An 18,970-nucleotide genomic window follows, 5' to 3' on the forward strand; every position below is an offset into this window, starting at 1 on the left:
TATAAATCGATCGTACGGACCGTAATGGCCGGGCGCGCGTAGGCCGACCTGCGCGGCGACCACCGGGCCGGCGCCGGGTGGTGACCGACGGTCACGAACGATCCGGGCGGGCGGGGCCCGGATCCGAATCTGCAACTTGCAGATCAGGCCGGCCGGTCGTCGTAGAACGCTTCGAGGAACACGACGTCCTCGATGGCGTCACCGCCGCCGCCGGGCCAGGGCCCGGACGTCTCGTGCGCCAGGAGCCGGCCGTCGAGGAGGCCGAAGATGAGGGTCTCCCGCCTGCCGTCCGCCTGGTCGGCGCTGACCGCGAGGCCGGTCCGGTCGATCCGGTCGGTGGCCTGCCCGCGCAGCGTGATACCGGGCAGCCGGGCGAGGAGGCGCAGCACGGCCGCCCGTTCGGCGGGGCTCAGCGGGTACGTCTCGCAGAGGTCGGCGACGCCGAGCAGCAGCCGCGGCGGGCCCATCCGCTCCGGGCGGCGCCCGGCGAGGACCTGTTCGAGCAGCACGAGGTCGGTGGTCGGCGGTCCGGCGGCGCCCCGGGGCGGTCCCGGCGGCAGCGGCTCCGGGCTCGGGGCGGTGATGACACCGTTCAGCGCGACCTGGATGACCCGGCGGCCCGACGCGGCCGGTGACCAGGTGAGCCACTCCTCCGTGATCTTGCCGGGCGCGGCGGCGTCGGTGGTGTCGACGCTGCGGAGGCTGCGGTGCAGGTGCGCATACGTGCCGCCGGGTGCCGCCGGGAGCCGCGCGACCTGGTCGGCGAGGTCGTTGAGCGCCCTGGCCGCCGCTTCGCCGGTCGCACCGGTCGGCGCTGCGGGCGCGACCGGGGACGGCGTGCCCGGCCCGGTCGACGTGGGGCGCGGGGTGGTGCCGTCGAGGTCGCGCTTGCCGCGTCCGCCGGCGACGGTGTAAACGATGCCGAACGTCGCCAGGATCAGGATCGCCCCGGCGCCGGCCAGCACGGATCGCGGCCACGTCCGGCCGTCCGGCGTTTTCGCCGGCCCAGGCGGCGCACCGGCCGGCAAGGACGGCGCCGCAGCCGGCAAGGAGGGCGCCGCAGCCGGCAAAGGCGGCGCCGCCACCAGGGAGGCTTCGGGCCCGGACGGGACCGCGCCGCCCGACGGGGATTCGGGCGTCGGCGGGAACCGGAGCAGCTTCTGCTGCCAGTGCCGGACGTCCAGGGCCGTGCCACCACCGAGATAGACCGTCCACAGCAGGATCCGGTCGTCGCACGGCTCGGCGAGGAGCTCCCCGGCCGCCGGCACCGGCTGCGACACCGGCACGCCGGCCGCCACACCCTCCACACCCTCGCGTTCGGCGTCGTCGCGGCGCGACAGCAGCTCCCGCTCGTCGACGCCCTCGACGGCGAGCAGCTCGCGGACCGCCGCCGCCAGCGCGGCCCGGTCCGTCACCGAGGACAGGTCCGGCCGGAAGCGCGCCGCCCGGTGGGCGGACGAGTCGTAGTCGTCCTTCCAGTCCGCGATCGCCGCGGCGTCCAGCCCGCAGCCGCGCAGGTAGTCCGCGACGTTGTCCCAGGTGGGCAGCTCGCGGCCGCCGTCAACCTTGGACATCGTGGTCGGGTTGCTCCGCCCGTGCGCCAGGTCGACGCGGCGCGGCCGGCCGGAGTCGGCCAGCAGTTTGCGCAGCTTGCGGGCGAACTGCGCGACCGGCCCGTATCCCTTGACGGCGTTGAGGGGCCGGCCACGGTTGCTGCCGGACGACTTCGGCGGCCGGGTGGGCCTGGACCCCGCGGGCGGCTCGGGCATCGTTCCGGCTCGCTTTCGTTACGGCACTCCCGGCGGTGCGGGGTGCGCGTCGAGAGGAGGCGCCCTGCCGGAGTTCGTCAGGGCGCCGCCTCACCGGGTTCAGCGGTCTCTGCGTGCTCTGCGTTGCTAAGGTCTTCGCGCGGGATCAGCGCCGGGATGCCCGACGGTTGCAGCCGTCCTGAGCGCATCCAGACATGCGGCATATTGCCACCGGGATCCAGAAGTCCGCCAGTCGTGCGCGGGGCGCATTGTTGACACATCGGCGCCGGGACCCGCCCGCCGGCGATCGACGATCATTCCCCGACGGTGGGCCGGGTGGTGGAGCGACCGGCGCCGACCGGCCCATCAACGGTCAGCATATCGGCGCCCGTCGCTGGCTTACCCTCCGCCGGAACTGCGCCGTCGGACCTTGGTCGGGCAGACAACAATGCGGTAACGTCGCCGCATTCGGTAGCGCTGTCGTCACGCGGACCGAGGTGCTCCCGGTCCGGCCTTTTCAGGGGTTCAGCGGTCTCGGGACGGGGGTCTTCCGTTGCAGCGGGAGGCCCCCACTGCGTCGCGGCCCGGTGGATCCGGAACCACCGCCCGTACGCGCCGCCGGTGGACGCGCCATCCTTGCGATCATCCATCTGATCCTCCTTGATCATCTGGGTCGGTGCGGTGTTCCGCACGTTCGACCCAGCGATGATCGAGGTCACGATCCGTGTATCGCAAGCGATCTAATATCAGGGAATTCCGCCACCTGCGAAGACCTTTCGCACCCGAACGAATAATCGACGGAAGTGCAGGTCGCGGCGGCGGCGCCGGGTTACCGGAGAAACAATTCGAGTTATAAGTCGCCGGGGTGGAAACGCCGCTGGCCGGCGGGGGGACCGCCGGCCAGCGCGTGAGGTACGGGAGAGTCACCAATAGTGGCGTCGCCCGGCGAGCGGACGGCCGACGGCGCCGAGGATCCAGAGCACCGCTCCCACGATCAGCAGCACGATGCCGATCGTCTCCAGGATGCCGACGTGCAGGAAGAGCCCGAGCAGGAACAGGATCAGGCCAAGGACGATCATCTTCAGCTCCCGGGGAGGAGGGGTGTTCATGGACAACCTTCAGATACCCCTCCCCCGCCTCGGCTGAAACACGGATCACCCGCGGCGGCCCCGGCGGGCGCGGATGTAGTCGGAGACGACGTATCGACCCAGGTCCCCGGCTTCCGGGGTGAAGACCCGGCCGCCGCTGCGGCGGGCCACGGCGTCGACGAACCGGCGCAGGCCCGGATCCTCGCCGAGCATGAACACGTTGAGCACGGCGCCGTAGCGGGTGAGCTGATCGACCTCGTGCACGGTGGAGGTCACCGTCTCGCGGGTCGACGGCCAGTGGAAATAGGACGTGCCGTCGTCCAGCAGGTGTGCGGTCGGCTCGCCGTCGGTGACGACGAGGACGACCGGGTCGGAGCCCGGGTGCCGGCGCAGGTGCCGGCCGGCGAGCATGAGGGCGTGCTGCAGGTTGGTGCCCTGCACGTAGTCCGGTTCCACGGCGGCGAGCTCCTCGACGGACAGCTTCGTCGCGTACCGGCCGAAACCGATGATCTGCAGGGCGTCCTGCGGGAAGCGGGTCGCGACGAGGTGCGACAGCGCCAGGGCGGCCTGCTTCATCGGGCCCCACCGGCCGTCGGCCATCATCGAGAAGGACAGGTCGACGCAGAGCGCGACGGCCGCGGAGACCCGCCGCTCGGTCTCGGCGATCTCGAAGTCCTCGACGTCCAGGCCGATCGGCAGGACCGCGGTGCCGCCGGTGGCCTGGCGGCGGACCGCGTTGCCGATGGTGCGGACCACGTCGATGGGCTGCTCGTCGCCGTACTGCCAGCGCCGCGACGCCCCGGTCAGCTCGCCCGCGGCCCCGGCGTCGCGCAGGTCGTGCTGGCCCTTGCGGCCGGCGGCGAGGTCGGCGAAGACGGTGCGCAGGGCGGTGCCGCCGAGCCGGCGCAGGGCCTTCGGGCTGAGCGTCAGCCCGTCGGCGCCGCGGGTGACCCAGCCCTGCCGGCGCAGCTGCTGCTCCAGCTCCCGCAGCCGGCGCAGGTCGTCGGCGGCGGACCGGCCGAGCTGCCGCTCGACGGCCTCGACGTCCACGTCGTCGAGGGTGGCCCCGGGGTGCTCCTGGCCGAGCTGGTCGAGCAGGTCGTCGAGGTCGCCGATCTCCTCGAGGGCGCCGGCCGCCTCGCCGTAGCCGAGGTCGCGCTGCCCGCGGACCCGTTCGCCGCGGCCCCAGTTGAGGTCGGGGCGCAGCGAGCGCAGGTTGTCGGTGAGGGCGGCCATCTCCCCGGCGAGGCTGCCGAGGGACTGCTCCATCAGCGCCTGCAGCTCTTCGCGCTGCTGCGGGCTGAGCGAGCGCAGCAGCCGCTCCCCGGCGGCGGCGCGGCGGGCGAGGGCGTCGATGAGCTCCTCGACGGTGCCGGGCTGCTCCGGGAAGAACTCGCCGTGCTGGGCCATGAACTGCGCGAACGCGTCGTCGGTGTTCTCCCCGCGGGCGTGCTTGCCGAGCAGGGCGTTGAGGTCCTGCAGCATCTCCCGCATGCGTTCCTGCATGGCCGGGTCCTGCAGGGCCTCCTTCATCCCCTGGAACCGCTGGCCGAGGACCTCGTTGCGGAGCTGGTCGAGGATCTGCTGGTACAGCGCCCGCGCCTCGGGCGATGTCCATTGATATTCGGACAGTTCCGAAACAGCCTTCGACGTCGACCGGGGCAGGTTCGCCAGCTGCGCCTCGGCGAATCGGGCGTCGTCGGAGTCCAGCGCGGCCAGGGCGTCGCGTTCCGTGGCAACCGCCTGGTCGAGCAGCTGCTGGGCGCGGGTCACGGCACCGTCGAGGTCGCCGCGGCGCATCGCCTCGCGGCGCAGCCGCCGGGCCCGGGCGAGGAGGTCGTCCAGGCCGCGGCCGCCGTCGGGGCCGTTGCGCAGCAGGTTGCGCAACGCCTCCCGGAGGCTGCCGCCGTCGAGGACCTCGGCGCCGACCTGGTCGACGGCGGCGCGCACGTCGTAGGGCGGGGCGAGCGGGTCGGGCCCGCCGCGCCACGCCCCGTAGCGGAACCTGTTGTGGCGCACGTGCTCAGCCTCCGTAGACGGTGCGGCCGTCCTCGGTGAGATCCTTGGACAGCCGTCTGGTGAGGTGCAGTCCTTCCAGGACGAACTCGATGCCGGCGGCGGCCTCGCCACGGCTGGGCGCGTCGCCGAGGCCGAGCCGTTCGAGGACCTTGGCCAGGCCGGGCACGGTGCCGACCTGCTGCAGGATGTCGTCGGCGCCGGCCAGCTCGCCGGTCTCGATGACCGCACCCTCGGCGACCAGGTCGGTGAAGCCGGACAGGTCCAGCCCGGCGAGCCGGGACCGGAACGTGTCCGCGGTCGCGGTGCGCAGCAGGTGGGCGAGGATCTCGATCTCGCGGCCCTCCTCGCCGCTGTCGAACTCGACCTTGCCGCGCAGCGTGCTGGTGACCGACACGGTGTCGCCGACCCGGGCGACCGGCTTGTCGTCGCCGAGCAGCCCGCCGCGGCGCAGCGCGGACGCGGCCACGGTCTCGGCGGCGGCGATCGCGAACCGGGCCGACACGCCGGAGCGCGAGTCGACGGCCGGCGATTCCCGCACCGCGCGGGTGAACCTGGCCAGGACCTCGATGACGTGGCCCGGGACCTGCGCGACCAACTGCGCCTCCTGCTGGATCAGGTCGGTCTCCAGCTCCAGATCGAGGGGGTAGTGGGTGCGGATCTCGGCGCCGAACCGGTCCTTGAGCGGCGTGATGATCCGGCCGCGGTTGGTGTAGTCCTCCGGGTTGGCGCTGGCCACGAGCAGCACGTCCAGCGGCAGCCGCAGCTGGTAGCCGCGGACCTGGATGTCGCGCTCCTCCAGCACGTTGAGCAGCGACACCTGGATGCGCTCGGCGAGGTCCGGCAGCTCGTTGACGGCGAAGATGCCGCGGTTGGTCCGCGGGACGAGTCCGAAGTGGATGGTCTCCGGGTCGCCGAGGGTCCGGCCCTGCGCCACCCTGATCGGGTCGACGTCGCCGATGAGGTCGCCGACGGACGTGTCGGGGGTGGCCAGCTTCTCGCCATACCGCTTCGAGCGGTGCAGCCAGTCCACCGGCAGCGCGTCGCCGGCCTCGAGCGCGAGCCGCCGGGACGCGGGCGTGATCGGCTCATACGGGTGCTCGTTGAGCTCGGACCCGGCGATGACCGGGGTCCACTCGTCCAGCAGCGACACGAGGCCGCGGATGACCCGGGTCTTGCCCTGGCCGCGCTCGCCGAGCAGGACCAGGTCGTGGCCGGCCAGGATGGCCCGCTCGAGCTCGGGCAGGACGGTGTCTTCGTAGCCGACGATGCCGGGGAAGCGGGGCTCGCCGGAGCGCAGCTTGGCCAGGAGGTTCTCGCGGAGCTCTTGCTTGACGGTGCGGAACCGGTGGCCGCTCGATCGCAGCTCGCCCACGGTGCGGGGCAGGTCCAAAGGCTGGGTCACCGTCTGAACGTAGCGCGGTTACGTTTCCATCGGCGAAACGGACCGGAACTCCTCCAGCAGCCGGGTGCGGACCGCGGCGACGGCAGGGGCGAGCGGGCCGTCGCGGTGCGCGAGGAACAGTGTGTTCAGCGGCGGCACCGGCGGCTCGTGCAGCAGGACGAGCCGGCCCACGTCCAGGTCCGCGCGGACCAGGTATTCGGGCAGCACGCTGCAGCCACCGCCGGCGAGCACGAGCGCGCGCACGGCGTGCAGGTTGGGCACCACCACGTCCGCGGTGCGGTGCTGCTTCTGGTCGAAGACGCTGCGCCAGTACCGCCGGATGATCGGCAACTCCTCGGCATAACTGACGAGCGGGGTGGACGCGACATCGCACCGCCGGGCGGCGACGAGCACGAACTCCTCGTCATACAGCGGATCGGCGCGCAGTTGGCGGCGGCGGGGGCGGCTGGTCAGGACGGCGAGGTCGAGGGCGCCACCCGCCAGGGCGTCGGCGAGGTCGTCGGACAGGCCCAGCGTGACCCGCAGCTTCAGCCCGGCGGCGACGAGCCCGGCGAGCGCCGGCAGGGCCAGGTCGGTGAGGAACTCGGCGGCGCCGCCGAGCCTGGCCGTGCCCTCCTCGGGGCGTTCGGCGACGCCGGCGAGGTCGTCGAGCGGCCCGGCGATCTGCCGGGCCAGGAGGTCCGCGGCCGGGGTCGGCGTGACGCCGCGGGGCTGCCGCACGAACAGCGGCCGTCCCAGCGCCGCCTCCAGGGCCTGCAGCTGGGCGGTGACGGTCGGCTGGGACAGGGCGAGCCGGCGAGCGGCGCCGGTCACCGAACCTTCCCGGTGCACGGCGAGGAACGTGCGCAGCAGATCCAGCGAGAGTGCCATAGGATTTCCGATGGTACCGGCCTCGTCCGGCTATTGGCGCCGATGGCATCCGGTGCGGCAGGCTGGCCGCCATGACAACGACTCTGATCGTCCTGACCAGCCACGCGACCCTCGGTGACACCGGCCGGAGCACCGGTTTCTACGTGTCGGAGGCGGCGCACCCGTGGGAGGTCTTCACCAAGGCCGGCCACACCGTGTCGGTGGCGTCGGTCCTCGGCGGCGACCCGCCCCGCGATGGCGAGGTGGCCGGCCACGAGGACTTCCTGGCGTTCCTGGGCCACGACACCCCGGCCGTCGGCGACCTCGACCCGACCCGGTTCGACGCGGTGTTCCTGGCCGGCGGCCACGGCACCATGTGGGACTTCCCGGACAGCCCGGCGCTGCAGTCGTTGGTGCGGCAGGTGTACGAGCAGGGCGGCGTCGTCGGTGCCGTCTGCCACGGTCCGGCCGGACTGGTCGGCGTCACGCTGACCGGCGGCGGGCACCTGGTCGCCGGCCGCGACGTGGCCGCGTTCACCGACGAGGAGGAGCACGCGGTCGGGCTGGCCGACGTCGTGCCGTTCGCGTTGCAGCGGCGCCTCGAGGCGCTCGGGGCGCGGCACACCGGCGCGGCCCCGTGGCAGCCGTGGGTGGTCCGCGACGGGCGCCTGGTCACCGGGCAGAACCCGGCCAGCGCCACCGGCGTCGCCGAGGCGATGCTCGACGCCCTCAATGAGCGCTGACGAGCGCTGAGGCATCAGCGGCGCATCACGTCGAGCCAGGAGGTGAACCCTCCCCAGCCGGCGGTCGGGTCGTGCTCCTGGTAGTACTCGACCGCCGGTTCCCGGCCCATCCGGGCGAAGGCGACGCCGAACAGCACGACGACGCCGATCACGGCGACCGACGACAGCGCGGTGTACCACACCGGCAGCAGCGTCTCGTAGAGGGCGACCTGGGCGGCGGTCTGCGCCCGCACCAGGTTCTCCGGGCTGAACACCACGCCCAGGAGCAACGCGACGGCCGACAGCAGCGCCGCGCCGCCGACAAGCGACCGTGAGGTGTCCCTGCGGCGCGGGACCGTGAGCGTGGCGAAGCCCAGCAGCAACGCCACGGACCCGGCGAGCGCGACCGCGGCGGCGATCCGCAAGCGCATCGATGGGGCGACGTCGAAGGTCTCGAGGGCCCCGCACACCGCGGTGCAGGCGTCGTCGAACCGGGCGAGCACGACCGCGGCCGCGACCGCCTGCCCTGCGACCAGCGCAAAGCCCGCGGCGGCCAGCCAGAACGCCTGGCGCACCGGGCGCGGCGCCGGGCCCGGCCGGTGCCCGGGGGTGGCGCCGTTCTGGACCACGTCGTCAGCCATCGGGCACAGGATAGGGCCGGGTCACGGCGCGCGCGATCCCTCGTTTGCAGCGGTCGCGGGCCGAGCGTTCCAGGCCGCGACCGGGCCGTGGTAGTGGTAGTACTCGTAGGCCGGCTCGCGGCCCATGACGACGAACGCGACGGCAAGTGCCAGCAGGGCGCCGGAGACGGCGATCGACGACAGCACCGAGAACCACATCGGCAACACCAGGTGCAGGTGCGCCTCCTCGGCGGCGCCGTAGGCCAGCAGCGCGTTGTCGGGGTTCATCACCACGCCCAGGAGCAGCCCGACCGTGGCGAGCAGCGCGGTAAGGCCGACGAGCGGGCGGGTCCCGGCGGACTTGCGCGGGACGGCGAGGGCGACACCGGCGAGCAGCAGCGCGAGGCCCGCGCTGAGGACGGCGGTGAGCGCCAGCCGGGTGTGCATGCTGTCCAGCTGGAGCTGCTCGAGGACGGTCCACGGGGCGTGGGCCGTCACGGTCGTGTCGAAGCGGCCGAGCAGCACCGCCGCCGTGGCCGCCTCCGCCGAGATCAGCACGATGGCACCGATCACCAGCCAGAACGCCTGCCGGACCGGGCGCGGCGCCGTGGCGAGCCGGCTCGCCCTGGTCAGTGCCGGCTCACGATGTTGAGCCACGAAATGAAGCCGCGCCACGTCGCGGTCGGGTCGTGGTGCTGGTAGTAGTCGAGGGCCGCGTCCCGGCCGAGCCGGGCGAAGGCGACGCCGAGCAGGACGATCACGGCGGTCACCGTCGAGCAGGTCAGGGCCGTGAACCACACCGGCAGCAGCGTCTCGAGGTGGGCGAGCTCGTCGGCGTCGCCGGCGAGCACCGCGCCGTCCGGGCCGACCACGATGCCGAGCAGCAGCGCGCCGGCGAGGACCACGGCGGCGCAGCCGACAACCGTGCGGGTGCGGGTGGAGCGGCGCGGAACGGCGAGGGCGGCACCGGCGAGCAGCATGGACATCCCGGCGCCCAGGATGGCCGCGCCGACCAGCCCGGCGTGCAGGCTGTCGGCCTGGGCCTGCTCGCTGAACGTCCACGGTCCGTGCGCGTCGTAGGCGGCGCCGAAGCGCAGGAGCAGGACCACGGTCGCCAGGGTCTGGCCGGCGAGCAGGACGAACCCACCGGTGACGAGCCAGAAGGCCTCCCGCACCGGTCTGCTCGGCGGCTTGCCACGTGCCATCGCCTTCAGCGTACGGCCGGCGACCGAGCGTGGTCCATATCACCTCAGGGCCAGATGCCGGGTGGTTGGCGGCCGGGCGGCGACGCATGGGGCAGGATGGACCGCGACACACACCGAATCCCGCCGAGGAGTTATCGCATGGCGCTCAGCAAGCCCGACGTTTCCCTGCCCGACGGCCCGCCGCCGGCGGACCTGGTGATCGAGGACATCACCGTCGGTGACGGCGCGGAGGCCCAGCCCGGTCAGCAGGTCAGCGTCCACTACGTGGGTGTGTCACTGTCGACGGGCAAGGAGTTCGACGCATCGTGGAACCGTGGCGGCACCTTCGACTTCGGGCTCGGCCAGGGCCAGGTCATCGCCGGCTGGGACCAGGGCGTGGCCGGCATGAAGGTCGGCGGCCGGCGCAAGCTGGTCATCCCGCCGCACCTGGGCTACGGCAGCCGGGGCGCCGGCGGTGGCCTGATCAAGCCCGGTGAGACGCTCGTCTTCGTCGTCGACCTGGTCGGCACCCGGTAGATCGTCATACCCGTCTGTGGGTCCGGTATTCCCCACCGGACCCACAGATAGGAATGCGGTAATTCACAGCGTTCCCCAAGCCCAGCTCGGACATCGAGGTGGGATGCTGGACCATCGGCGTCGGCCGGCACTCTTTTTCACCATGTCATAACGCCATAAAGGGGTGTGCAGATGACAATGCAGTCGGCGGCACCGCGCGCGAAGCGGATTCTCATGATCGGCGCACCGGGTGCGGGCAAGGGCACCCAGGCGCAGCTCATCGCGCAGCAGTTCGGCATCACCCACATCGCCAGTGGCGATCTGCTCCGCAAGAACATCGCTGAGGGCACGACGATCGGCCGCACGGTCGAGGAACTCGTCAACAAGGGTGAGCTGGTCCCCGACTCGATCATCATGGACATGCTCCGCAAGCCGGTCCTGGCCGCGAACGCCGGCGGCGGCTACGTCCTGGACGGCTTCCCGCGCACCGTCGAGCAGGCCGAGGCGGCCTACCGCACCGCCGGCGACCTCGGCGTCGGTGTGCAGATCGCGATCCACCTCGAAGTACCCGAGGACGAGCTGACCCGCCGGATGCTGGCCCGGGCCCGCGGCAAGGACGACACCGTCGACGTGATCAAGCACCGGATCAAGGTGTACGAGGAGAAGACCCGCCCGCTGCTCGACTACTACCAGCAGCGCGAGCTGCTGATCCAGGTCAACGGCGCCCGCCCGGTCGGCGAGGTGACGTGGTCGATCGTGGTGCAGCTGCAGCGGGCGTTCAAGCAGCGGCCGTCCGCCGGCCGTACCACCGCCGCACCGGACCGCGCGGTCGCCTGACGCCGCTCAGTGATTCGGTGAAAGCCCGGCCTTCCGGCCGGGCTTTCGTGCGTCACGCCGACAGTGCCGCCGACACGACCCCGCGGGCCTCCTGCTGGATGCGCTCCAGGTGCTCCGGGCCCTGGAACGACTCGGCATAGACCTTGTAGACGTCCTCGGTGCCGGACGGCCGCGCCGCGAACCAGCCGGACGCGGTGACGACCTTCAGCCCGCCGAGGGCGGCGCCGTTGCCGGGGGCGGCGGTGAGCTTCGCGGTGATCGGCTCGCCGGCCAGCTCCGTCGCCGTCACCTGCTCCGGCGACAGCTTGCCCAGCACCGCCTTCTCCTCGCGGGTCGAGGCGACGTCGATCCGCGCGTACGCCGGAGCGCCGTGCCGCGCGACCAGGTCGGCGTAGTGCTCGCTGGGCGACCGGCCGGTCGTCGCGATGATCTCGGCCGCGAGCAGGCAGAGCAGCAGGCCGTCCTTGTCCGTGGTCCAGACCCCGCCGTCGCGGCGCAGGAACGACGCGCCGGCGCTCTCCTCCCCACCGAAGCCGACCGACCCGTCCAGCAGGCCGGGCACGAACCACTTGAAGCCGACGGGCACCTCGATGAGAGTGCGGCCGAGGTCCGCGGCGACCCGGTCGATCATCGAGGACGACACGAGCGTCTTGCCGATCGCGGCGCCCGCCGGCCAGCCGTCGCGGGCCCGGAACAGGTACTGGATGGCGACGGCGAGGAAGTGGTTGGGGTTCATCAGCCCGGCGTCGGGGGTGACGATGCCGTGCCGGTCGGCGTCGGCGTCGTTGCCCGTCGCCACCTGGTAGTCACCCCGCTTGCCGATCAGCAACGCCATCGCGTTCGGCGACGAGCAGTCCATCCGGATCTTGCCGTCCCAGTCCAGGGTCATGAACCCGAACGTCGGGTCGACGTCCGGGTTGACCACGGTCAGGTCCAGCTTGTGCCGTTCGGCGATGGCACCCCAGTACGCGACGCTGGCGCCGCCGAGCGGGTCGGCGCCGATCCGCACCCCGGCGTTGGCGATCGCGGCCAGGTCGATGGCCGACGGCAGGTCGTCGACGTACGCGGCGAGGAAGTCGAACCGGCCGGTGGTGTCTGCGGTGCGCGCCCGCTCGTACGGGATCCGCTTGACGCCCTGCAGCTCGTCGGCGAGCAGCGCGTTGGCGCGGTCCTGGATCCACTTGGTGACGTCGGTGTCGGCGGGCCCGCCGTGCGGCGGGTTGTACTTGAACCCGCCGTCCTCCGGCGGGTTGTGCGACGGGGTGACCACGACCCCGTCCGCGCCGAGGTGCCGGTGGGTCAGGATCGCGTGCGACAGCGCGGGCGTCGGCGTGTAGCCGTCCCGGCTGTCGACGAGCACCTGCACCCCGTTGGCCGCGAACACCTCCAGGGCGCTGACCGTCGCCGGCTCCGACAGGGCGTGCGAGTCCTTGCCGATGAAGAGCGGTCCCGTGTACCCCTGAAGCTTGCGGTATTCGCAGATCGCCTGGCTCACCGCGACGATGTGATCCTCGTTGAACGAGCGCCGCAGGCTCGACCCGCGGTGCCCCGACGTGCCGAACGCGACCTGCTGGGCAGGATCCTCGACGTCGGGGTGCTCGGCGTAGTAACTGGTGATGAGTCGCGGGACGTCGACGAGGTCGGAGCGCTGCGCCGGTTGCCCTGCACGGGGATGGACGGACATAGCGCATACGTTGCCATGTCGGGCTGCCCGCTGCGACACGACCAGGGCAACGCCGGAAACAATCCGTCGTTACACTCCCGCGCATCGATGCCCCTTCACCCTCGTGAGGCGATGATGACCACCGCGGTTTCCATGTATGCCCGGGTCGGCGGCGGCCCCGCCATCAAGCACGTCGTCGACCAGCTGTACACCTGGATCCTCACCGACAAGGAACTCTCCCCCTACTTCGCCACCGTCACCGTCGAGTCGCTGAAGCGGCACATGGCGGCACTGCTCGCCCAGGTCCTCGGCGGCCCCGCCGACTACGACGGCCGCTCCCTGCTCGACGCGCACCGCGGCCTCGCCATCACCGACGCCCATTACACCCGCGTCGTGGACCTCGCCCTGGCGGCCCTGTTCCTGGCCCACGCGCCCCGGGACGTCGTCGCCGCGGTCGAGGACACCCTGGCCGCGGTGAAGCCGGACATCGTCGCGGCCTGAGCCACGCCGGGCCGCCCGGGGCGGCGGGCGTGGGATGATCGCCGTATGACCTGGATTGCGCCGGCGGCGCCGCCCTTCGGGGGTTCGCTCGTGGCCGACGAGCGGACCCTGCTCGAGGGGTTCCTCGACTGGCAGCGGGCGGTGCTGGTCGGCAAGTGCACCGGCCTGACCGGCGAGGAGCTGGCGCAGCGCTCCGCTCCCCCGTCGACGCTGTCGCTGCTCGGGCTGCTGCGGCACGTCACCGACGTGGAGCGGGAGTGGTTCCACACGCGTTTCCGGGGCACGCCGGTGCCGTTCCTGTACCGGCGTGCCGACGCCAAGGACGCGGCCTTCGACGAGGTCGATCCGGCCGAGGCCGAGGCCGACTACGAACGCCTGCTGAAAGAGTGGCAGTCGTCGCGGGTCTCGGTGGCCACCGCGGCGCTCGACGACGCGTTCGAGGATGAGCTGCGCGGCCCGATGTCGTTGCGGGCGGTCTACCTGCACCTGATCCAGGAGTACGCCCGGCACAACGGGCACGCCGACATCCTGCGCCAGCGCATCGACGGCGAGATCGGCTGAGGCCCGTCACCAGGTCAGGGTCACCGCCAGCGGCGCGTGATCGGATGCGGCGCTCGAACCGACCACCGGTTCGCTCGCGGTGAGGCCGCCGCGCACCAGGACGTGATCGATCTGCCGCGTCGGGTGATCCGCCGGGAACGTCGGCAGCGGCCGGAACCGGGCCAACGCGTCGGCGAAACCGGAGCCGGCGAACGCGTCCATCGACTCGTCCCCGGGCTCGATGTTGAGGTCGCCGGCGACGATCGTGGGCCGGTCACCGCCGAACCGGTTCGCGAAGTCGCTGATCTGCCGCACCTGGGTCAAGGGGGCGCGGCCCGCCGGCGGCTGGATGTGGGTGGACACGACGGCGATCTCGCGGTTGCCGGCGCGGACGATCACGCCGAGCGCCTGGGCGCCGGTCGGGGCGCCGTCCGCGCTGAGACGGACCGAACTGCGGCCGGTGACCGGCAGGTTGGTGAGCACCGCGTCGCCCCAGACGGGGTCGGCGGCCGGGGCGAACGTGTATCGCATCCCGAGCTTGCGGGCGAGGATCGCCAGGGTGTCGTGGCCGCCGTTGAGCAGCCACGCGCGGTCGACCTCGGACAGCACCACGACGTCTGGATGCTGCTGCCGCACGGCCGCCGCAGCCGCCGAAGGGTCGAACGTCCCGTCGAGGCCGAAGCCCATGCGGATGTTGTACGCCACCAGCCGCACCGAGCGCAGTTCCGGCCGCTCGGGCGGCGTCGGACCGAGGCCGATGAGCCCGAACAGGCCGGTCATCAGGGTCGACAGCACCACGTAGGACCACCGCATGTCGCGCTCATCGACGATCTCGCCCCGCCCAGCAACGGCGCAGGCCCGCAGGGCGACGTAACCGGCGACCACGACCGGCACCCAGCGGTTCGGGTATCCGAGGTCGTAGGCGGCGTAGTAGACGACCGTGGCGACGGCGAACAGCAGCATCCCGCCGAGCGTCGAGAGGCCGGTCAGCACCGGGCGGTAGGTCTCGCCCTGCCAGGTGACGGAGAGGCACCGGCCGAGCGCCCAGGCGCCGAACCCGATCGCGGCGAGGCGGAAGATCGGACCGTACCCGTGCACGGGAACGTACATGTATACCGCGACGCAGACCACCAGCAGCACACCGAAGGTGATGATCAGTCCCGGCATGAAGTTGCTCAACCGGATCATGCCGCGCCAGAAGGCCACCACCGGGAGCACGAAGAGCAGCCCCAGCCACGCGGACACGGACACCCCGATGCCGGGCCCGGCGAGATCGTCCCCCGGGGCGCCGGCGAGGTAGGACACCTCGACCATCATGGCCGCGGGCGACAGCACCACGACCGACGCCAGGAACATCACCGGTCCGGCGGTCGACCAGCCGGTGCTCAGCGTGCCGACGTCCCACGGCCGGCGGATCGCGAACACCAGGAACACCAGCAGCTCCAACGCCACGATGACGACCGCCCACCACGTGCCGGTCCAGGTCAGGTCGACGGTGCCCAGCGCCAGGTGCCCGGCGGCGGCAAGCACGATCCCGGCCGGCACCCCGGGCACCGGCGCGGCGCCGTCCATCGCCTGCACGACCAACCAGATCAGCCCACACAGCACCCCGGCCGAGGCGATGTACAACTGTGGCTGTCCACCGTGGACGAGCAGCAGCGCGGCCCGGCACCCGGCCAGCCCGACCGCCGACCCGTTCATCAGCAGCCGCCGCGGCCAGTCCGACAACCAGTCGTCCCACAGCCACACCACGGCGAACGGCAGCACGAACCACAGCAGCGCGAACCCGCCCAGGTGCGCCGGCGGGGTCGAGCCCGCCTGGCCGAAGATCGTGACGGTCGACGGCAGCCACACCCGCAGCACGTCGATGAAGAGCAGCGTCCCGAACGCGAGCATGGGCCCGCTGCGGCTCTGCCGCTCAAAGACATCCATGCCGGCTCCCCCGCGTGATCGGACCCAGTCGATGCCGAGACCGTCCCGATTCTGCCGGACCGCCCCGCACCACGGGACCCCGGCCGGTCCGACCCGGCCGGACGGACGACGGGCGGGCGTACTCAGGTGAGCTGAGTACATCGACGGATGGCGTCGGGCCCGGGGCGCGGGAACGCTGTGCTCATGGGCGATGCCGACAGCGAACGGCGATCCGCGCTGATGGCCGCGCAGCTGGCGGCGGTGTGGGCGATCGGCGCCGTCGGGCTGCCCGTCGCGGCCGGCCTGGTGTTCCTCGCCGCCTACACCAGCGGGACCGGAGCGCTCGGCGTCGGGTTGCTGGTGGCGCTGGCCGGGTTCGTCGGGCTGCTGTGGCTGACCGTCAGGGGCACGGCGGCCGCGTCGGTGCTCGGGGGCACGACCGCCGGGCAGGTGGTGTGGGCGCTGCTGGTGGCCGTGGCCGGCGGCGTGCTGTGGGGGGCCGGGTGGGCGTTGAGCGACGACCCCAGCGGGATGCTCGGCAAGGGCGGGTCGCTGGTCCTGCTGGCCAACGGGTTGCCGTTCGTCGCCGTCGCGGGTCTGCTGCTGCGCGGGTGGTGGGCCCGGCTGGCCACGATCGGGATCGTCGGGGTCGTCGCGGCGGCGATGCTCGCCGCGCCCGGACGGTCCGGCCCGCCGGAGCTGTCCGAGCGCCTCGACCAGGCGCGGCTCGACCGTGATTCGCTGTTCCTGGTCAGCATTCCCGGGTACCACCCGTCCAGCGACAGGTTCGGCGACGATCTCGGCACCGGCGTGTTCATGCCCACGGACCCGCGGGCGATCCCGGTGGCGCGCTGGATCACGATCGTCGCGTTCGACCGGGCCACCGCGGTCAAGCAGTCCGGCGGGTGTGGCCAGGGGGTGCCGGGCTCGGTCCTCGAGACCGCGGCATGCACCGTGGAACCCGACGGATGGGTCTACCGTGACGCCGGCGTGGAGCACGGCTACCAGGTCCCGGCCGGGCCGCACCTGGTCGTCGTGTCCGGGACCCGGTCCGTGCCGCGGGAGCAGCTGCGGGCCGCGGCGGCGACGCTGCGCCCGTTGACCCAGGCGGAGGTGGGCAGTTACGGCTCGCCCGGGCGGGCGATGTTCACGGTCGACGTCCAGGGCTACTCAACGCACGGCCAGGACGCCCCGCCCGGTATCGCACTCGAGTCCACCGACCCCGCCGCGACGCCGCGCAGTGTGCGGATCGAGGTCACCGTCGACCGGCTCGACTTCCCGTGCGCGCCCGCCACCTGCCCGGCGGACGCCGACGGCCTGCAGTACCGCGAGATCCAGGACCTGCACGGGTACCTCATCCGCCGCGGCACCGTCAACGTCTCCGTGCTGGGTGGCGTCGGCGTCGACCGCGCGGTGCTGCGCCGGGCCGCCCTCGACGCGCGACCGGTCACCGACGAGGAACTGTTGCGCGTCCTGCCGCCGGTGCCGCAGCGGCAGGGGCCCCTGCAACGGCTGCGCGACTGGTTCGGGTAGTTATCGGGCGGGGGTGGGCAGCGGGGCCTCGACGGTGGTGTCGGGGTCGGGCGGCAGCGCGGGACGTGGGCGGCGGCGCAGCAGTCGCAGCGCCGGCCGTTCGACGCCGTGGTGGAGGGCCATCGCGCCGAGCAGGCTGATCGAGAACACCGAGACCGTGACCAGCGCCGCAACGAGCGGATGCGCCCGGTGCGGGAGCAGGCCGAGGCGTCCGTAGGTCAGATACGTCAGGTAGGGCACCAGGTAGAACGCGAACGACAACTCACCGAGGTACCGCAGCAGCGGCCGGGTCCACACGGTCGGGACGCCGGCCAGGTCGGCGCGGGCGGCCGCGGCGACGACGAGGGTGACCGGCACCAGGGTCAGGGCGTGCTGGTTGAGCGGGTAGGGCGCTCGCAGCGCTGCGGCGGCGCCGATCGCCACCAGGACGAACGACCAGCGCAGGCCCGGCCCCCGCCACGCGCCGGCCCTGATGAGCAGCGCGATGACCATGCCGAGGGTGAACTCGGCCATGCGCACCGGCGGAAATATGTACCCGAGCCAGAGTGCCTGGGTGCGCGGCACCGTGGTGAGTGCGGCGCCGAGGACCGGGACGCCGCAGACGAGCGCGACGGCCATGGCCCACAGGCCGCCCGGACGCAGCCGGCGCAGTGCCGGCAGCAGCAGCGGGAAGCACAGGTAGAAGAACGCCTCGCAGGACAGCGACCAGCTGACCGGGTTGAGCGCGGCGAACACCGACGCCTGCGGGAACCAGGTCTGGGTCAGGGTCAGGTGCGCGGCGAGCCGGCCCGGACCGGCCCCGACGACGAGCAGCGCGAGGAGGGTGGTGACGAGCGTCGCCGGGTAGATCCTGGTGAAGCGCCGCCACCAGAACCCGGCGGCCCCTCCCCCGGGCGGGGTGGACCAGGTCAGGACGAAGCCGGAGAGCACGAAGAAGAACGACACGCCCCTCGCGCCGCCGTTGACGAGCAGCGTCCACAGCGCGGCCCGGACCGGTCGCGGCGCGACCAGATCCGGGTCGTAGAACAGCTCCAGGGTGTGCTGGCCGAACACGACGAGCGCCGCCGCCCAGCGCAGGCCGGTGAGGGCCGGCAGCCGGCTGTCGGGCTTCACGCTTGATGTTTAGCCAGTCTTCCCGGCCGGCGCACGCCAGGCCGGGAAGAATTCACCCCGATGTGACCGCTGATGACTGCACGTCACCCATGTGTTTACCGAATGGCGTCTCCTGGGCGGCCGCCGCGACCACCGCGTTCACTCCAGCCGGCGCTGGCGCCGCCGTTGCGCTCGCCGCCACGTTCGCCGCCCCGTTCGCCGCCGCGCGTGTCGCCGCGCGTTTCGCCGCGGGCCTCGCCCCTGAGGTCACGACCCTGGTTGCGCACGCCGGGCAGGCGCATCGTCAGCAGGCCGAGCGCGATGATGACCAGGCCGATGACGATGTTGTTCGCGATCGCCCCGCCGCTCGGGTAAGCGCCCAGGATGACCCACGGTGCGACGAACGTCCACACGCCGATGACCACCGGCACCCAGGTCATGCCGTGGGTGCGGCCGTACGCGATGCTGAAGCCGGCGGCGAGCGCGCCGACGACCGCCCCGCAGATGAAGTTGTTGACCGCGAGGTCGGATTCGAACATCGCGAACCCGATCACCCATGGCGACACGGCGAGGTAGAGCCCGGCTAGCAGCAACCCGCCGTCGGTCACATGCGCGGTCGGCGTCTCCGCCGCTCGGTCGTAGCGGGCCCGCAGCTCGAGGATGTCCGGGTGCTGGTCGAGGTCCGCGATCGGACGGGTCATGACGGTCCCCTTTCCTTCGTCGGAGAAGGGTTCTCTAACCCGAA

General features: G+C 72.6%; 19 protein-coding genes. 6 read left to right on the forward strand and 13 right to left on the reverse strand.

Features of this window, described 5'->3' with window-relative positions; translation table 11 throughout:
- Nucleotides 1-143 precede the first annotated feature (143 nt).
- From ACFPIJ_RS35075 to ACFPIJ_RS35100, 6 genes are all read right to left on the reverse strand, one after another.
- Nucleotides 144-1,769 (reverse strand): hypothetical protein, encoded by a 1,626-nt coding sequence (locus tag ACFPIJ_RS35075; protein ID WP_380121694.1) that lies wholly within the window; start codon nt 1,767-1,769, stop codon nt 144-146.
- A gap of 293 nt (nt 1,770-2,062) precedes the next feature.
- Nucleotides 2,063-2,467 (reverse strand): hypothetical protein, encoded by a 405-nt coding sequence (locus ACFPIJ_RS35080; RefSeq protein WP_380121697.1) that lies wholly within the window; start codon nt 2,465-2,467, stop codon nt 2,063-2,065.
- A 204-nt stretch (nt 2,468-2,671) separates the two neighbouring features.
- Nucleotides 2,672-2,857 carry a hypothetical protein gene (locus ACFPIJ_RS35085; RefSeq protein ID WP_380121699.1) on the reverse strand — a complete coding sequence of 62 codons (186 nt, stop codon included), beginning with the start codon at nt 2,855-2,857 and terminating at the stop codon, nt 2,672-2,674.
- Between the two features lie 45 nt (nt 2,858-2,902).
- The gene (locus ACFPIJ_RS35090) at nt 2,903-4,855 is read right to left on the reverse strand and encodes a vWA domain-containing protein (protein WP_380121701.1); all 1,953 of its coding nucleotides are present in this window, start codon (nt 4,853-4,855) and stop codon (nt 2,903-2,905) included.
- A 4-nt stretch (nt 4,856-4,859) separates the two neighbouring features.
- On the reverse strand, nt 4,860-6,257 hold the full coding sequence (locus tag ACFPIJ_RS35095; protein WP_380121703.1) for a sigma 54-interacting transcriptional regulator: 1,398 nt from the start codon (nt 6,255-6,257) through the stop codon (nt 4,860-4,862).
- Between the two features lie 18 nt (nt 6,258-6,275).
- Nucleotides 6,276-7,127 (reverse strand): LysR family transcriptional regulator, encoded by an 852-nt coding sequence (locus tag ACFPIJ_RS35100; RefSeq protein ID WP_380121706.1) that lies wholly within the window; start codon nt 7,125-7,127, stop codon nt 6,276-6,278.
- A 71-nt stretch (nt 7,128-7,198) separates the two neighbouring features.
- On the opposite strand from ACFPIJ_RS35100, the gene ACFPIJ_RS35105 reads away from it, so the two are divergent.
- Nucleotides 7,199-7,849 carry a type 1 glutamine amidotransferase domain-containing protein gene (locus ACFPIJ_RS35105; RefSeq protein ID WP_380121708.1) on the forward strand — a complete coding sequence of 217 codons (651 nt, stop codon included), beginning with the start codon at nt 7,199-7,201 and terminating at the stop codon, nt 7,847-7,849.
- 14 nt (nt 7,850-7,863) lie between these two features.
- Here ACFPIJ_RS35105 and ACFPIJ_RS35110 read toward each other — a convergent pair whose 3' ends face one another.
- From ACFPIJ_RS35110 to ACFPIJ_RS35120, 3 genes are read right to left on the reverse strand one after another with little or no spacing between them, the layout of a single operon-like run.
- Entirely contained in the window at nt 7,864-8,469 is a 606-nt protein-coding gene (locus ACFPIJ_RS35110) for a hypothetical protein (RefSeq protein WP_380121710.1), read from the reverse strand.
- A 21-nt stretch (nt 8,470-8,490) separates the two neighbouring features.
- Nucleotides 8,491-9,105: a hypothetical protein gene (locus ACFPIJ_RS35115; RefSeq protein ID WP_380121713.1), complete on the reverse strand. Its 615-nt coding sequence runs from the start codon at nt 9,103-9,105 to the stop codon at nt 8,491-8,493.
- Nucleotides 9,078-9,653 carry a hypothetical protein gene (locus tag ACFPIJ_RS35120; protein WP_380121715.1) on the reverse strand — a complete coding sequence of 192 codons (576 nt, stop codon included), beginning with the start codon at nt 9,651-9,653 and terminating at the stop codon, nt 9,078-9,080. Before ACFPIJ_RS35120 ends, ACFPIJ_RS35115 begins: the two co-directional genes overlap by 28 nt.
- A gap of 138 nt (nt 9,654-9,791) precedes the next feature.
- On the opposite strand from ACFPIJ_RS35120, the gene ACFPIJ_RS35125 reads away from it, so the two are divergent.
- Nucleotides 9,792-10,169, forward strand: a complete 378-nt coding sequence (locus tag ACFPIJ_RS35125) for an FKBP-type peptidyl-prolyl cis-trans isomerase (protein WP_203853170.1) — start codon at nt 9,792-9,794, stop codon at nt 10,167-10,169.
- A 171-nt stretch (nt 10,170-10,340) separates the two neighbouring features.
- A complete protein-coding gene (locus ACFPIJ_RS35130) occupies nt 10,341-10,985 on the forward strand; it encodes an adenylate kinase (RefSeq protein WP_380121717.1) in 645 nt (214 codons plus the stop codon).
- Between the two features lie 52 nt (nt 10,986-11,037).
- Here the strand turns inward: ACFPIJ_RS35130 and pgm are convergent, their stop codons facing one another.
- Nucleotides 11,038-12,669, reverse strand: a complete 1,632-nt coding sequence (gene pgm, locus ACFPIJ_RS35135) for a phosphoglucomutase (alpha-D-glucose-1,6-bisphosphate-dependent) (protein WP_380121720.1) — start codon at nt 12,667-12,669, stop codon at nt 11,038-11,040.
- Nucleotides 12,670-12,780: 111 nt separating this feature from the next.
- On the opposite strand from pgm, the gene ACFPIJ_RS35140 reads away from it, so the two are divergent.
- Together ACFPIJ_RS35140 and ACFPIJ_RS35145 are read left to right on the forward strand one after the other, a co-directional pair.
- Nucleotides 12,781-13,149, forward strand: coding sequence for a group I truncated hemoglobin (locus ACFPIJ_RS35140; protein WP_380121723.1), 369 nt, complete (start codon nt 12,781-12,783; stop codon nt 13,147-13,149).
- Nucleotides 13,150-13,194: 45 nt separating this feature from the next.
- Nucleotides 13,195-13,710, forward strand: coding sequence for a DinB family protein (locus ACFPIJ_RS35145; RefSeq protein WP_380121726.1), 516 nt, complete (start codon nt 13,195-13,197; stop codon nt 13,708-13,710).
- A gap of 6 nt (nt 13,711-13,716) precedes the next feature.
- On the opposite strand, the gene ACFPIJ_RS35150 is transcribed toward ACFPIJ_RS35145, so the two are convergent.
- Complete coding sequence (locus tag ACFPIJ_RS35150) at nt 13,717-15,621, reverse strand: endonuclease/exonuclease/phosphatase family protein (RefSeq protein WP_380121728.1); 1,905 nt, start codon at nt 15,619-15,621, stop codon at nt 13,717-13,719.
- A gap of 183 nt (nt 15,622-15,804) precedes the next feature.
- Here ACFPIJ_RS35150 and ACFPIJ_RS35155 point away from each other — a divergent pair, with 183 nt between their 5' ends.
- Nucleotides 15,805-17,133 carry a hypothetical protein gene (locus tag ACFPIJ_RS35155; RefSeq protein WP_380121731.1) on the forward strand — a complete coding sequence of 443 codons (1,329 nt, stop codon included), beginning with the start codon at nt 15,805-15,807 and terminating at the stop codon, nt 17,131-17,133.
- Here ACFPIJ_RS35155 and ACFPIJ_RS35160 read toward each other — a convergent pair whose 3' ends face one another.
- Entirely contained in the window at nt 17,134-18,246 is a 1,113-nt protein-coding gene (locus tag ACFPIJ_RS35160; protein ID WP_380121733.1) for an acyltransferase family protein, read from the reverse strand.
- Between the two features lie 95 nt (nt 18,247-18,341).
- Nucleotides 18,342-18,926, reverse strand: coding sequence for an SPW repeat protein (locus ACFPIJ_RS35165; RefSeq protein WP_380121736.1), 585 nt, complete (start codon nt 18,924-18,926; stop codon nt 18,342-18,344).
- Between the last annotated feature and the right edge of the window lie 44 nt (nt 18,927-18,970).

This window comes from Dactylosporangium cerinum, assembly GCF_042653625.1.
Lineage (GTDB): Bacteria > Actinomycetota > Actinomycetes > Mycobacteriales > Micromonosporaceae > Dactylosporangium > Dactylosporangium cerinum.

Bases quoted from the DNA above. Each gene is read 5' to 3' on its own strand.
- ACFPIJ_RS35075 (WP_380121694.1), bottom strand. From the start codon at position 1,769: ATGCCCGAGCCGCCCGCGGGGTCCAGGCCCACCCGGCCGCCGAAGTCG.
- ACFPIJ_RS35085 (WP_380121699.1), bottom strand. From the start codon at position 2,857: ATGAACACCCCTCCTCCCCGGGAGCTGAAGATGATCGTCCTTGGCCTG.
- ACFPIJ_RS35100 (WP_380121706.1), bottom strand. From the start codon at position 7,127: ATGGCACTCTCGCTGGATCTGCTGCGCACGTTCCTCGCCGTGCACCGG.
- ACFPIJ_RS35105 (WP_380121708.1), top strand. From the start codon at position 7,199: ATGACAACGACTCTGATCGTCCTGACCAGCCACGCGACCCTCGGTGAC.
- ACFPIJ_RS35110 (WP_380121710.1), bottom strand. From the start codon at position 8,469: ATGGCTGACGACGTGGTCCAGAACGGCGCCACCCCCGGGCACCGGCCG.
- ACFPIJ_RS35120 (WP_380121715.1), bottom strand. From the start codon at position 9,653: ATGGCACGTGGCAAGCCGCCGAGCAGACCGGTGCGGGAGGCCTTCTGG.
- ACFPIJ_RS35125 (WP_203853170.1), top strand. From the start codon at position 9,792: ATGGCGCTCAGCAAGCCCGACGTTTCCCTGCCCGACGGCCCGCCGCCG.
- ACFPIJ_RS35130 (WP_380121717.1), top strand. From the start codon at position 10,341: ATGACAATGCAGTCGGCGGCACCGCGCGCGAAGCGGATTCTCATGATC.
- pgm (WP_380121720.1), bottom strand. From the start codon at position 12,669: ATGTCCGTCCATCCCCGTGCAGGGCAACCGGCGCAGCGCTCCGACCTC.
- ACFPIJ_RS35140 (WP_380121723.1), top strand. From the start codon at position 12,781: ATGATGACCACCGCGGTTTCCATGTATGCCCGGGTCGGCGGCGGCCCC.
- ACFPIJ_RS35145 (WP_380121726.1), top strand. From the start codon at position 13,195: ATGACCTGGATTGCGCCGGCGGCGCCGCCCTTCGGGGGTTCGCTCGTG.
- ACFPIJ_RS35150 (WP_380121728.1), bottom strand. From the start codon at position 15,621: ATGGATGTCTTTGAGCGGCAGAGCCGCAGCGGGCCCATGCTCGCGTTC.
- ACFPIJ_RS35155 (WP_380121731.1), top strand. From the start codon at position 15,805: ATGGGCGATGCCGACAGCGAACGGCGATCCGCGCTGATGGCCGCGCAG.
- ACFPIJ_RS35165 (WP_380121736.1), bottom strand. From the start codon at position 18,926: ATGACCCGTCCGATCGCGGACCTCGACCAGCACCCGGACATCCTCGAG.